The sequence below is a fragment of the Cellulosimicrobium sp. ES-005 genome, assembly GCF_040448685.1.
In the GTDB taxonomy this organism is placed as follows: Bacteria; Actinomycetota; Actinomycetes; order Actinomycetales; family Cellulomonadaceae; genus Cellulosimicrobium; species Cellulosimicrobium cellulans_G.
On record NZ_CP159290.1, the window covers coordinates 4638289 to 4651462 of the forward strand.

A 13174-nucleotide genomic window follows, 5' to 3' on the forward strand; every position below is an offset into this window, starting at 1 on the left:
GTGGGCGTCGTCGTGGGGTTCCTGCTCGGCGCGGGCCTGTTCTGCGTCTGGTGGTCGTTCTGGACGCCGGGCCCGCGCCGGGAGCGCCGGTCGGACGGCTGGACGGCGCGCACGCAGGACCTCCTCGTGCAGGCGGGTGCGCCGTCCGTGACGCCGGGCGCGCTGGTCGCGACGAGCGTGGGCCTGGGGCTCGTGATCCTCCTCGTCGCGACGGTCCTGGCCGGGTCGGTCACGATCGCCACGTGCTTCGGTGCGATCGCCGCGTCCGTGCCGGCGCTCGTCGTGCGCTCCCGTGCCCGGCGCCGGAGGGCGCGCCTGCGCGACGTCTGGCCCGAGGTGCTGGACCACCTCGCCTCCGGCGTCCGTGCGGGCCTGTCGCTCCCCGAGGCCGTCGGACAGCTGGGCGAGCGCGGCCCGGCGGACCTGCGGGAGCCGTTCGTCCGGTTCGCGGTCGACTACCGGGCGTCGGGGCGCTTCGGGGAGTGCCTGGACCGGCTCAAGGACCGCCTCGCGGACCCGGTGGCCGACCGCATCGTGGAGGCGCTCCGGCTGACGCGCGACGTCGGCGGGACGGACCTGGGGCGGCTCCTGCGCACCCTCTCGACGTTCCTGCGCGAGGACGCGCGGACCCGCGGCGAGCTCGAGGCGCGCCAGTCCTGGACGGTCAACGGTGCGCGGCTCGCCGTCGCGGGCCCGTGGGTGGTGCTCGGCTTCCTCGCGACCCGACCCGAGACGGCGGCGGCGTACAACTCGCTGTCGGGTGCGCTCGTCCTCGGCGTCGGCGCAGCCTGCTCGGCCGCGGCGTACCAGCTCATGCTGCGGATCGGGCGGCTGCCCGAGGAGGAGAGGGTGCTCCGATGAACGCGCTCGACGTGTCGCTGACGGGAGCCGCGATCGGCGCGCTCGGCGCCGTGGGGCTGCTGCTCGTCGTCGCGGGCGTCCGCGGCCGCGCGATCCGGCTCGACGAGCGCCTCGCGCCCTACCTGCGGACGCACGACCGGACGTCGGTGCTGCTCCGCGACCAGCCGACCCGGACGCCGTTCCCGACGGTCGAGCGTCTGGTCGCCCCGGTGCTCGCGGACGCGGGTCGGGCGCTCGAACGGCTCGGCTCGACGTCCTCCGACGTCCGCCGTCGGCTCGAGCGTGCGGGCCGGCGTCAGAGCGTCGAGCAGTTCCGTGCCCGCCAGCTGGTGTGGGGCGTCGTCGGGCTCGCGCTGGGCACGTTCGTCGCGGTGGTCCTCGCCGCGACGCGGGGCTCGTCCGTCGTGCTGCTCGTCCTGCTCGCGCTGCTGTGCGGGGTGGGTGGCGTCCTCGCCTGCGACCACGCCCTGACGCGCGCCGTGCGACGCCGCGAGGAACGCATGCTCGCGGAGTTCCCGACCGTCGCGGAGCTGCTCGCCCTCGCGGTGAACGCCGGCGAGGGCCCGGTGGCGGCGCTCGAACGGGTCGCCACGACGGCCCACGGAGAGCTCTCGGGCGAGCTCCGCGCGATGCTCGCGTCCGTGCGCGCCGGCACGCCGCTCGCGCGGGCGCTCGAGCAGCTCGCCGACCGGACGGGCCTGCCGAGCCTGACCCGCTTCGCGGAGGGGGTCGCCGTCGCCGTCGAGCGCGGGACTCCGCTCGCCGACGTCCTGCGCGCCCAGGCGCAGGACGTGCGCGAGTCCGGGCGTCGCGCACTCATGGAGGCGGGCGGAAAGAAGGAGGTGGCGATGATGATCCCGGTCGTCTTCCTCATCCTCCCGGTGACGGTCGTCTTCGCCGTCTTTCCGTCGCTCGCCACGCTGCGGCTCGGGTTCTGAGCGCGCGGCTCCTAGGGCGCGTCCGGCGCCCCCACAGCTCACGTACGACACGACTCACGACGGACGAACGAGGGGAAACCATGCAGGGGTCGGGACGCAGGACGACGGAGGCACGGCGAGCGGGGCGCGAGGCGCTCGGACGCCTGGTGGGCGGGGACGCGGAACGCGGCGACGTCCCGGGGTGGGTGCTCATCACCTTGATGACCGCGGGCCTCGTCATCGCGTTGTGGGCTGTCGCAGGTCCGGCGCTGACGCAGGCCTTCAGCAACGCGATCTCGAGCGTGGGCGCGCCCTGAGGTGGCGCACGGAGTCGGTCGCGGCACGGTGACGACGGACCCCGAGCGCGGGTCGGCGGTGGTCGACTTCACCCTCGTGTCCGTCCTGGTGCTCGTGCTGTTCCTCGGCGTCGTCCAGGTAGCGCTCGCCGTCCACGTGCGGGCGACGCTCGTGGACTGTGCCGCAGAGGGTGCTCGGGTCGCAGGCCGTGCCGACCGTGGCCCGCAGGACGGAGCTGCCCGAACGCGCGACCTGATCACGGCCGCGCTCTCGTCCCGGTACGCGCAGGACGTCGTGGCGCGTCAGACGGTCGTCGACGGCCTCCCGGTCGTCGAGGTGACGGTCTCCGCGCCGCTCCCGGTGGTGGGTCTCCTCGGTCCGGCGGGCGTGGTGACCGTCGACGGGCACGCGCTCGAGGAAGCGCCGTGAGCCGCTGGCTGCGGGCGCTGCTCGCTCGCCTCACCGGGGGCGAGCGGAGGGCGGAGCGGGGGAGCGCCGTCGTGGAGTTCCTCGGCGTCGCGCTCGTGCTGCTGCTGCCGGTGACGTACCTCGTGCTGACGGTCGGGCGGCTGCAGGCGGCCACCTTCGCGGTCGAGGGCGCCTCGCGGGAGGCGGCGCGCGCGTTCGTGACCGCGCCGTCCGTGGCCGACGGTGCGCGGCTCGCCGAAGCGGCCGTCAGGCTCGCGCTCGACGACCAGGGCTTCGAGCCCGGTGCCGACGTGCTGACGATCTCGTGCTCGGCCACGCCCTGTCTCGAGCCCGGGGCGGAGGTGGTCGCGCGGGTGAAGTTCGAGGTGCCGTTGCCGCTCGTCCCGCCGTTCGTCCGGGCAGCGGTGCCCCTCGCGGTCCCCGTCGAGGCCCAGCACGTCGCGCCCGTCGACGAGTACGCGGCGAGGCGGCCGTGAGGCGCGCGCGCCTCGATCCGTGGCGACGGTGCACGTCCTGCGACGGTCCGGAGGACGGTCGGATCATGCTCCTCACGACGGCCTTCGTCGCGTTCGCGCTGCTGCTGGTCACGGTCGTGGTCAGCGCGACGCAGGTGCACCTCGAGCGCAAGCGGCTGTACGCGCTCGCGGACGCGCTCGCGCTCACGGCAGCAGACTCGATGACGCCCGAGTCGTTCTACACGGGCGCCGCGACCGCACCCGTCGAGAGCGGCGTCCTGACGCTCACGGATTCGTCGATCCGGTCGGACGTCCAGGACTACCTGGACCGGAATCCCGGTGCGCTCGACGGCCTGCACGACGTCGTGGTGACCGAGGCGTCGACCGCCGACGGCCGCACCGCGACGGTGCGTCTCGCCGCCCGGGCACGACCCGCGATGATCAGCTGGGTGACCCAGGCGTGGAGTGATGGCATCATCGTGCGTGCAGAGTCACGTGCCAGAGCGTGGTGAGCACCTGTTGCTGTTCGACGACGAGCATCCAGGAAGGGACGGTACGCAACGACGCGCGAGCATGCTCCCGCGCCTTTGTTTACTTTCTTAACTTTGGATGGCCACTTCTGGTTCCTCTCTGTCAAAACCCCAGGTTCGCCGCTATGGTGATCCGGTCCGACAACAACTCCAACGATGGAGAGCTACAACATGAACGCACGAGCAACGAAGAAGCTCGTCGCCGGGGGTGCCCTCGGCGCGATGCTCATCGGCACGGTCGCCCTCGCGTCCGCTGCCTCCGCAGACCAGGTGGGCGACGGCCAGGGTGTCGACGTCTCCGTCGAGATCGAGTCGAACGTCGAGCCGGGCAACCTCGCGCTCTCGGTCGCCTCGAACGCGACCACGCTCACCGAGCAGGACTCGACCGTCGACGGCACCCGTGAGTTCACGGGCAACCTCCCGAACGTCACGGTCACCGACACGCGCACCGAGGTCCCCGCCGGGGCGTTCTGGTACGTGGTCGGTGTCGCTGAGGACTTCACGGGCGACGCGGGCACCATCGGGGCGGAGAACCTCGGCTGGGCGCCGTCGCTGGTCAGCGGGAGCGAGAGCGGCCTCGTCGAGGCCGGCGAGGGTGTCGACCCCGAGCTCGAGGGTGGCGTCGGCCTCGTCGAGCAGGACCTCCTCGTCTCGGCCTACGACTCGGCCGAGGTCAACCCGGAGGGCTCGTGGACCGCGTCCGCGGGCCTCACGCTCCGCACCGCCGAGGACGTCGCCGCCGGCGCCTACTCCTCGACGATCACGCTCTCCCTCTTCGAGGACTGAGCACACGGTCCTCGTGACCTGACGGCCGGCCGCGGTCGGCCGTCGACCGAGCAGTCCACGGCGGGCCGCTCCACTCGTCCGACAGAGGTCGGATCGGGTGGGCGGCCCGCCGTCGTACGGAGAGAGCACCTGCGTGAACCCTGCATCACACCTGAGCCACGGACTGCGCCGCCCGGCCCGCTGGGTCGCCGCGGCCGGAGCGGCGCTCGTCGCAGCGCTCGCGCCCGCGCTGCCGGCGGGCGCGGCGTCCGGCGGCGTCCTGCCGCTCGACACCGAGGACGTCATCACCTGGGGCGTCAAGCCCGCCGACGCGGACGGCCCGGACGGGCGGTCCCGCGTCGAGCTGGTGCTCGACCCCGGGGCATCCGCGTCCGAGCATCTCGCCGTGTCGAACTTCAGCGACGTGCCCGTGACCTTCTCGATCCAGGCCGCGGACGGGTACATCAACCCCAAGGGCCGGTTCAACATGCTGCCGTCGGACCGGGAGTCGACCGGGGCCGGGACCTGGATCGAGGTCCAGGACTCGGTCGAGGTCGCGCCCGACGCGACGGTCGTCGTGCCGTTCACGGTGGCGGTCCCGGACAACGCCACGCCCGGCGACCACGTCGCCGGTATCGCCGCGACGATGACGAGCACCGGTGCGGGGGAGGGCGGGACGAGCGTCGGCGTGGAGAGCCGCGTCGGCTTCCGTGTCTCCACGCGCGTCACGGGAGACGTGGAGCCGGTCCTGACGGTCGAGAACGTCAAGGCGTCCTACACGCCGTCGTGGAACCCGTTCGCCGCGGGTGACATGACCGTCTCCTACGACGTGACGAACGACGGCAACGTCCGTCTCGGTGCCGATGGCGACGTCGCGACGTCGGGGTTCTTCGGGCTGCTGTCCACGGACCGCTCGGCGACGCAGATCCCCGAGGTCCTGCCGGGCGGCTCGCAGCGATCCCGCGTCGAGACGCCGAACGTCTGGCCGCTCGGCCCGGTCCGGTCGACGATCACCGTCACCCCGACGGTGGTGGACGACGACCAGGTCGACGCGCCGCTCGAGCCCGTCACGGTCACCGTGACGACCTGGGCCGTCCCGTGGCCGCAGCTCCTGCTGATCGCGATCGTCGTGGTCCTGATCGTCGGCGTCCGCGACGACCGCCGACGCCGGCGCCAGCGTCTCGAGGCGATGCTCGCCCGGGCGCGCGACGAGGGCCGCCAGCAGGCAGCCGGGAGCGAGCCCGCGACGTCGGGCACGGGTGCGCCCGCCGCGAAGGGCGAGCCGAAGGCCTGACCTTCCGCGCCGCCGGGCACGGGTCTGCCGGCCCGGCGGCGCGGAGCGCGCGCGGTGTCGCGTAACCTTGAACCTCGTGGCCACCATCGACTTTCCGACCGAGATCAAGGCGCTGCGCAGCACGCTCGAGTCCATCGAGAGCGTGAGCGACCCGGAGGTGCTGCGCGCTAAGATCGCGGACCTCTCGGAGAAGGCGTCGGCCCCCGACCTGTGGGACGACCCGGACGCCGCGCAGAAGGTGACGTCGGCACTCTCCGCGGCGCAGTCCGAGCTGGACCGGGTGAAGAAGCTCGGCCAGCGCATCGACGACGTCGAGACCCTGGTCGAGATGGGCCAGGAGATGGAGGACGAGGACACCCTCGTCGAGGCGGAGGCCGAGGTCGCGGCGATCCGCAAGGACCTCGACCAGCTCGAGGTCCGCACGCTCCTCGCCGGCGAGTACGACGCGCGCGAGGCCGTCGTCACGATCCGCGCGGGCGCGGGTGGCGTGGACGCGGCCGACTTCGCGGAGATGCTCCTGCGCATGTACCTGCGCTGGGCGGAGCGCCACGGCTACCCGACCACCGTGCTCGACACGTCCTACGCCGAGGAGGCGGGCCTCAAGTCCGCCACGTTCGAGGTGAAGGCTCCGTACGCCTTCGGCCATCTGTCCGTCGAGGCGGGCACGCACCGTCTCGTGCGCATCTCGCCCTTCGACAACCAGGGGCGTCGCCAGACGTCGTTCGCGGCCGTCGAGGTCATCCCGCTCATCGAGCAGACCGACTCGATCGAGATCCCGGAGTCGGAGATCAAGGTCGACGTCTTCCGGTCCTCGGGCCCTGGCGGGCAGTCCGTCAACACGACGGACTCCGCGGTGCGCATGACGCACATCCCGACCGGCATCGTCGTGTCGATGCAGAACGAGAAGTCGCAGATCCAGAACCGCGCCGCCGCGCTGCGCGTCCTCCAGTCCCGCCTGCTGCTCGTGCGCCAGGAGGAGGAGAACGCGAAGAAGAAGGAGCTCGCGGGCGACATCAAGGCGAGCTGGGGCGACCAGATGCGCTCCTACGTGCTGCAGCCGTACCAGATGGTCAAGGACCTGCGGACCGAGCACGAGGTCGGCAACCCGTCGGCGGTCTTCGACGGCGACATCGACGACTTCATCGAGGCGGGGATCCGCTGGCGCCGCGGGGTGCAGAAGGAGGCCTGACCCTCGGCGGCTGCCCCGGGGCCGATTGATCCGAGCAACGGATCGATGCGCCCGGGTGCGGCGTGTCCGCCCCGCCGGGCCGGAGGCGCGTGCCTACCCTCGGGATCGTGCGACGAACCTCGTTCGTCCACGGATCGACCCCCGACCCGAGGAACGTGCCGCTGTGATCCGCTTCGAGAACGTCACCAAGGTCTACGCGCGCGGCGCGAGGCCGGCCGTCGACGACGTGTCGATGGAGGTTCGCCGCGGCGAGTTCGTCTTCCTCGTCGGCGCGTCGGGCTCCGGCAAGTCGACGTGCCTGCACCTCGTCCTGCGCGAGGAGCGCCCGACCAAGGGGAAGGTCTTCGTCGCGGGGCGGGACCTCGGGTCGCTGTCGAGCTGGAACGTGCCCAAGCTGCGGCGCCAGATCGGGGTCGTCTTCCAGGACTTCCGCCTCCTGCCGAACAAGACGGTGTTCGAGAACGTCGCGTTCGCGCTCCAGGTCATCGGCAAGCCGCGGCACACGATCGCGATCACGGTCCCCGAGACGCTCGAGATGGTGGGGCTCGCGGGCAAGGAGAAGCGCCGCCCGCACGAGCTCTCCGGCGGCGAGCAGCAGCGCGTCGCCATCGCGCGCGCCATGGTCAACCGCCCGCCGATCCTGCTCGCCGACGAGCCCACCGGGAACCTCGACCCCACGACGTCGCTCGGGATCATGCGCCTGCTCGACCGCATCAACCGCACCGGGACCACCGTCGTCATGGCGACGCACGACGAGGAGATCGTCAACCAGATGCGGCGTCGCGTCATCGAGCTCGACACCGGGACGCTCGTGCGTGACCAGGCGCACGGCGCCTACGGCGCGCGCGGGCAGGTCATCCCGGACCCTGACCGGGACGCCCCGGGCACGACGTCCGGCACCGCGCACGGCGCGGCGCCCGAGTCGGCGCCGACGACGGCCGTCCCGCGCGTGCAGCCGGCTGCGGCTCGGCCGGCTGCCGAGGAGGAGCCGGCCGAGCCGCCGTCGCGACGCTCGGTGCGCCGCCACGTCGAGGCGACGGCGGGGGAGTGATCGGCGTGCGACTCCAGTTCATCCTCGCGGAGCTCGGTCAGGGCTTGCGCCGCAACGTCTCGATGACGGTCTCCGTCGTCCTCGTCACCTTCGTTTCGCTGACGTTCGTCGGCGCGTCGATGCTCCTGCAGGCGCAGATCGGGAAGCTCAAGGACGACTGGTACGACAAGGTCGAGGTCTCCGTCTTCCTGTGCCCCACCGGCTCGCCGTCACCGACCTGCGCCGCGGGCGAGGCGACCCCGGACCAGATCGCCGCCCTCGAGGACGTCTTCGAGTCCGAGCTCGCCGACGAGATCCAGACCGTGTACTTCGAGTCCAAGGACGACGCGTTCGCCGCGTTCCAGGAGCGGTACCCGGACGGCTACCTCGGCACGCAGCTCACCGTCGACGACATGCAGGCGTCCTTCCGCCTCAAGCTCACCAACCCGGAGAACTACGAGGTCGTCAACGACGTCGTCACCGGGCGCCCGGGCGTGGAGGTCGTCGAGGACCAGCGCCGCATCTTCGACTCGCTCTTCCTCGCGCTCAACCGCGCGTCGCTCCTCGCCGCCGGCCTCGCCGCGGTCATGCTCCTCGCCGCGGTGCTGCTCATCACGACGACGATCCGGCTGTCGGCACTGAGCCGGCGCCGTGAGACCGGCATCATGCGGCTCGTCGGGGCGTCGAACCTCTTCATCCAGCTCCCGTTCCTGCTGGAAGGGGCGATCGCGGCCGTGCTCGGTGCGCTCCTCGCGGTCGGCGGGCTGTGGGTGGGGGTGAAGTACCTCGTCACCGACTGGTTGTCGCAGTCCGTGACGTGGGTGGCCTACGTCGACGAGTCGGACGTGCTGCGCATCGCGCCCGTCCTCGTCGGTATCGCGTTCCTCCTGGCGGCCGTCTCCTCGGTCGTCACGCTCAACCGCCACACGAGGGTGTGAGATGACCCGGGACCTCCGCCGCGCGACCGCGGCCCTGATCGCCACGACGATGCTCCTCGTGGGGAGTGTCGCGTCGGCCTCCGCCGACGACATCGACGACCGCCGAGCAGCCGCGGAACGCCGCCAGTCCGAGATCCTCGGCAACCGCGAGCAGCTCCAGTCCCAGCTCGAGGACACCGACGCCGAGCTCGCGCAGGCGGTGGTCGACCTCCAGGCGATCGAGGCGCGCCTGCCGGTCGCCCAGGCCGAGCTGGACGCCGCCGAGGCCGAGGTCGAGCGGACCCAGCGCGAGGCGGAGCTGCTCGCGCAGCGGCTCGAGGACGCGCTCGGACAGGAGGCCGCGATCAGCGCCGAGATCGAGCGCGGCGCGACCGAGGTCGCCGACGCGAAGTCCAGCATCGCGGAGATGGCGCGCCAGGCGTACCGCGGTCAGGGCGACGTCTCGAGCCTCGGCATCGTCACGGGTGCGCAGAGCACCGAGGAGTTCATCGAGGAGTACGCGGTCTCGTCGACGGCGGCGCGCAGCCAGTCTCGGTCCCTCCAGGACCTCCTCGAGGCCGAGTCGGTCGCGCGCAACCGCGAGGCGCGCCTGCAGGCGGTGCGGGAGACGGTCGCCGACCTGAAGAAGCAGGCGGACGAGAACGTCGTCGCCGCCGAGGCCGCGCGCAAGGCGGCGGCGGACCGCAAGGCCGAGGTCGAGCAGCTCATCGTCGACCAGCAGGCGAAGAAGGCGACGATCGAGGCGCGCAAGGCCGCGGCCGAGGCGAAGGTCGCCGAGAACGAGGCCGCCCAGCAGTCGCTGCAGCAGGAGATCAAGGGGATCATCGCCGAGCAGGCGGAGCGCGACCGCAAGGCCGCGGAGGAGGAGGCCCGGCGTCAGCAGCAGGGGCAGTCCTCCGGTGGGGGCGGCTCGTCGGGCGGCGGTGGTGGTGGCGGCGGCTCCTCCTCGGGGGGAGACCGCGGCAGCATCTCGAGCTTCCTCTCGTTCCCGACCGCCGTGCCGTACGTGACGTCGAGCTACGGGATGCGGCTGCACCCGATCCTCGGGTACTACCGCCTGCACGCGGGGACCGACCTGCGCGCCTACTGCGGGACCCCGATCATGGCCGCGGGTCCGGGCACGGTGGTGCACGCCCAGTGGCGCAACGGCTTCGGCAACCAGGTCCTGATCAACCACGGGACCGTCGGCGGCTCGAACCTCATGACGAGCTACAACCACCTCACCCGGTTCGCGGTCTCCTCCGGGCAGGCGGTCAACAAGGGCGACGTCATCGGCTACTCGGGCAACACCGGGCTGTCCGGGGCGTGCCACCTCCACTTCGAGGTGTACGTCAACGGGTCCACCATCGACCCGATGTCGGTCCTGGGCTGATCCGGCCCGCCTCGTCGTGCGCTGCGTGCCCGACCCCCCGCCGCCCCGCGCGCGGGGGATAATCGGTACCGGGCGTCGTCGGGCACCCGTACGCTGGTGCGCCGGCGACGACACGACAGCGAAGGACGGTAGGACACGGATGGCGAAGGACACCGGCCGCAAGGTCGTCGCCAGCAACCGCAAGGCACGCCACGACTACGTGATCGAGGACGTGTACGAGGCGGGGATCGTCCTGTCGGGCACGGAGGTCAAGGCGCTGCGCATGGGGCGCGCCTCGCTCGTCGACGGCTACGTCGCCGTCGACCGCGGCGAGGCCTGGCTCGAGAACGTCCACATCCCCGAGTACACCGAGGGCACCTGGAACAACCACGCGCCGCGGCGCAAGCGCAAGCTGCTCCTGCACAAGGAGGAGATCCTGCGCCTGGAGTCCAAGACGCGCGAGAAGGGGCACACGATCGTGCCCCTGGCGCTGTACTTCCTCGACGGCCGGGCCAAGGTCGAGATCGCGCTCGCGCGCGGCAAGAAGGAGTACGACAAGCGCCAGGCGCTGCGCGAGAAGCAGGACAACCGCGAGGCGCAGCGCGCGATGCGGCAGCGCGAGCTGCGCTGACCCGGGCGCGTCGGGTCCGACGACGGCCTCACCCGCTGGTGGCGTCGCCGCCCTCGACGTACGGTCGAGGACGAGACGTCGACCACGAACCAGGAGGCCCCATGGTCAAGCTCCGCCAGTACATCCCGCGCCTCGCGGCGGGTGCGTACATCCTCAACTCCGGCCTGAACAAGCGCGGCGCGGACGAGGCGACCGCGCAGGGGATCCACGGCATGGCGGCGGGGACGTACTCGTTCCTGGGGGACGTCGAGCCGAGGCAGTTCACCAAGGCGCTCTCGACCACGGAGATCGCGCTCGGCGCGGCGCTCGTCGCCCCGTTCGTCCCCACCGGGCTCGTGGCCGTGGGCCTGGGCGTGTTCTCGGCCGGGCTCGTGGGCATGTACCTGAAGACCCCGGGCATGACGCGCGAGGACGGCGTGCGCCCGACCGAGCAGGGCACCGGGCTCGCGAAGGACGTGTTCCTCCTCGGGATCGCGGGCGGTCTGCTCGTGGACGCGCTGAGCCGCAAGAAGTAGGCGCCGGCGACGCGCACCGAGCCTCGTCCGGGAGGTGCGGAAATATCGGTGCGGCGGCCGGCGTTCATCCCGTAGGCTTGTCCCGCTGAGCGAGGACCGGGTCCGCCCGGGAGCCGCGCAGTGGTTGACAACTCCACAGGGGGTGATCGGTTTCGACGGTGGTCGTGCTTCGAGGAGAAGCGGGCCGAGGATGCAGGCTTATCTCGTTAACGATGTCTGCAAACCACAGGTGCCGATAACAAGCGCACCGACTTCGCCCTCGCCGCCTGAGCGAGCCCCGAAGTCCGTCAGCCCGAGCTAGCTCTCGACTCGGATCCTGGCGTCATCTAGAGAGCCACTGCTCGTAGTCCTCGTCATCGGGGCTGCGGGGACTTTCAGGTGACTGAGCCCGTCCGCACCTTGTCTGCGTGAGTGCGGGGGCCGAGAAAAACGACAGCAGACTGCGCCCGGAGAAGTCCTCGATCGGCGTCACCGGACCGGGGTTCGATTCCCCGCACCTCCACCCCTGCGGCAACGGCCCGCACCCCTCGAGGGTGCGGGCCGTCGTCGTCCAGCGGGTCCTTTCGTGGCCCGGAGCGGGGCGCCCGTCACCACCCGTGCTGCGCCCAGGCGGCGTCCGCCTCCTCGCCGTCGAGCCACTCGACCCGCAGTCGTCGCCCGCGCACGACGAGGCCGTCGTCGTCCTCGCGGGGGAGCGGCGGCGCCTCGGGGTCGTCGCTGTACAGGTCCTCGGCCAGGGCCGGGTCGGCGTCGTCGAGGTGGGCACGCCACTGGACGCGCGGCTCGGGGTTGACGTGCCGCGGAAAGGCGGACGGGCCGACGGTGTCCCAGTGCGTGCACACGCGCGTCACGAGGTGCCCGACCAGCCGCGGCTCGCCGTCGTCCGTGTCGTGCCAGAGGCGGGCGACGCGCCCGGTCGGCGGGGTCTCGGCGATCGTCGGGTCAGTCATGGGTGGACGCACCGACGAGCGGCCCGCGGCTCGCCGCGGGAGCGTCGGGGCCGTCGTCGGGCCCCGGGCGGTCGGCGTCTTCCGGCGGCGTGCCGCCGTCCTGGGCTCGCCGCCGCAACCGGCGCAGGACCCAGCGCACGACGAGCAGCACCGCTCCGGCGACCACGAGCCACGGGAGCAGGGCACCGAGGACGACGACGAGCCCGTTGAGCGTGGCGAGCAGGGCGTTCCAGCCGTTCTGCAGGCCCCCGAGGAAGCCGCCGGGGGCGAGCTGCTCGGCAGGCGCGACCTGCACGAGCGTGACGTGCAGGGTCGACATCGAGACCTGGTCCGTGAGCGCCGCCCGCTGCGACTGGAGCGACTCCAGCTCGGCCTGGCGCGTCGTGAGCTCCTGCTCCGCGGCGAGCAGGTCCGCGGTCGTGGCGGCGTCGCCCATGAGCGTGCGCAGCCGTTCGACGGACGTCGTCAGGGCGTCGACGCGGGCGTCCAGGTCGCGCGCGGTCCCGGTCACGTCGACCGCCTCGATCGACAGGTCGCGCACCTCGCCCACCTGGTCGAGCGCGTCGACGGTGGCGGTCGTCTGCGCCGACGGCACGCGGATCGTGAGCTCGGCCGACGCGCGCGCGTCGCCCTCGGGCTCCGACTGCCGCCTGCCCTCGACCCGGCCGCCCGCGCTCTCCGCGAGGTCGGCGACCGCGTCGGCCGCCGCCGACGGGTCGGCGGCCACGACCGTGACCGACCCCGTGGTGACGATCTCCCGGTCGGCCGCGGCGACGGCGCCCTCGTCCCCGGGAGCGATCCCCGAGGACGCGTCGCCGGGGCCGTCGGCCGCGCCGCTCTCCGCGACCTCCGAGACCGCGCCGCCGTCGTCCACGGAGTACGACGCCATGTCGCCCGAGGAGGCGGAGCAGCCCGCCAGGAGGGCGCCGCCGAGCAGGAGCGCCACGGCGACGGCGAAGGGGCGAGTGGTCCGCATGCTGCGAGAGTAGGGGGCCAAGCGCGCGAACCGGACACCGTGCGCG

The 13174-nt window shown here is 72.6% G+C and carries 15 protein-coding genes, 1 other RNA gene and 1 pseudogene; 15 read left to right on the forward strand and 2 right to left on the reverse strand.

The features are described from left to right. The 15 genes and pseudogenes from ABRQ22_RS20650 to ssrA all read left to right on the forward strand — a co-directional run bounded on the left by ABRQ22_RS20650 (position 1) and on the right by ssrA (position 11707). Complete coding sequence (locus ABRQ22_RS20650) at positions 1–861, forward strand: type II secretion system F family protein (protein ID WP_353708024.1); 861 nt, start codon at positions 1–3, stop codon at positions 859–861. After that, positions 858–1799, forward strand: coding sequence for a type II secretion system F family protein (locus ABRQ22_RS20655; RefSeq protein ID WP_253051135.1), 942 nt, complete (start codon positions 858–860; stop codon positions 1797–1799). Before ABRQ22_RS20650 ends, ABRQ22_RS20655 begins: the two co-directional genes overlap by 4 nt. A gap of 80 nt (positions 1800–1879) precedes the next feature. Continuing rightward, positions 1880–2095, forward strand: a complete 216-nt coding sequence (locus ABRQ22_RS20660) for a hypothetical protein (protein WP_353708025.1) — start codon at positions 1880–1882, stop codon at positions 2093–2095. Positions 2096–2123: 28 nt separating this feature from the next. Beyond that, the gene (locus tag ABRQ22_RS20665) at positions 2124–2504 is read left to right on the forward strand and encodes a TadE/TadG family type IV pilus assembly protein (RefSeq protein WP_253051137.1); all 381 of its coding nucleotides are present in this window, start codon (positions 2124–2126) and stop codon (positions 2502–2504) included. Next, positions 2501–2980 carry a TadE/TadG family type IV pilus assembly protein gene (locus ABRQ22_RS20670; RefSeq protein WP_253051138.1) on the forward strand — a complete coding sequence of 160 codons (480 nt, stop codon included), beginning with the start codon at positions 2501–2503 and terminating at the stop codon, positions 2978–2980. The genes ABRQ22_RS20665 and ABRQ22_RS20670 overlap by 4 nt, the downstream gene beginning before the upstream one ends. Positions 2981–3045: 65 nt before the next feature. Further along, entirely contained in the window at positions 3046–3471 is a 426-nt protein-coding gene (locus ABRQ22_RS20675) for a hypothetical protein (protein WP_253051139.1), read from the forward strand. Positions 3472–3660: 189 nt separating this feature from the next. Then, on the forward strand, positions 3661–4275 hold the full coding sequence (locus ABRQ22_RS20680; RefSeq protein ID WP_353708026.1) for a hypothetical protein: 615 nt from the start codon (positions 3661–3663) through the stop codon (positions 4273–4275). Between the two features lie 133 nt (positions 4276–4408). Further along, a complete protein-coding gene (locus ABRQ22_RS20685; protein WP_353708027.1) occupies positions 4409–5548 on the forward strand; it encodes a hypothetical protein in 1140 nt (379 codons plus the stop codon). Positions 5549–5624: 76 nt separating this feature from the next. Beyond that, positions 5625–6737 (forward strand): peptide chain release factor 2, encoded by a 1113-nt coding sequence (gene prfB / locus ABRQ22_RS20690; RefSeq protein WP_253051142.1) that lies wholly within the window; start codon positions 5625–5627, stop codon positions 6735–6737. 163 nt (positions 6738–6900) lie between these two features. Continuing rightward, positions 6901–7581, forward strand: a pseudogene (ftsE, locus tag ABRQ22_RS20695) (cell division ATP-binding protein FtsE); the annotation flags it as partial. Positions 7582–7793: 212 nt separating this feature from the next. Next, the gene (gene ftsX / locus ABRQ22_RS20700) at positions 7794–8705 is read left to right on the forward strand and encodes a permease-like cell division protein FtsX (protein WP_047234060.1); all 912 of its coding nucleotides are present in this window, start codon (positions 7794–7796) and stop codon (positions 8703–8705) included. Between the two features lies 1 nt (position 8706). After that, positions 8707–10077, forward strand: coding sequence for a peptidoglycan DD-metalloendopeptidase family protein (locus tag ABRQ22_RS20705; protein ID WP_353708028.1), 1371 nt, complete (start codon positions 8707–8709; stop codon positions 10075–10077). Between the two features lie 139 nt (positions 10078–10216). Next, positions 10217–10687 (forward strand): SsrA-binding protein SmpB, encoded by a 471-nt coding sequence (gene smpB, locus ABRQ22_RS20710; protein WP_047234045.1) that lies wholly within the window; start codon positions 10217–10219, stop codon positions 10685–10687. 101 nt (positions 10688–10788) lie between these two features. Then, the gene (locus tag ABRQ22_RS20715; protein ID WP_253051145.1) at positions 10789–11202 is read left to right on the forward strand and encodes a hypothetical protein; all 414 of its coding nucleotides are present in this window, start codon (positions 10789–10791) and stop codon (positions 11200–11202) included. 138 nt (positions 11203–11340) lie between these two features. Further along, positions 11341–11707: a transfer-messenger RNA gene (gene ssrA, locus ABRQ22_RS20720) on the forward strand. A gap of 82 nt (positions 11708–11789) precedes the next feature. Here the strand turns inward: ssrA and ABRQ22_RS20725 are convergent. Both ABRQ22_RS20725 and ABRQ22_RS20730 read right to left on the reverse strand, forming a co-directional pair. Further along, entirely contained in the window at positions 11790–12152 is a 363-nt protein-coding gene (locus ABRQ22_RS20725; RefSeq protein WP_353708029.1) for a hypothetical protein, read from the reverse strand. Next, the gene (locus ABRQ22_RS20730) at positions 12145–13128 is read right to left on the reverse strand and encodes a DUF4349 domain-containing protein (protein WP_353708030.1); all 984 of its coding nucleotides are present in this window, start codon (positions 13126–13128) and stop codon (positions 12145–12147) included. The genes ABRQ22_RS20725 and ABRQ22_RS20730 overlap by 8 nt, the downstream gene beginning before the upstream one ends. Positions 13129–13174: the final 46 nt, after the last annotated feature.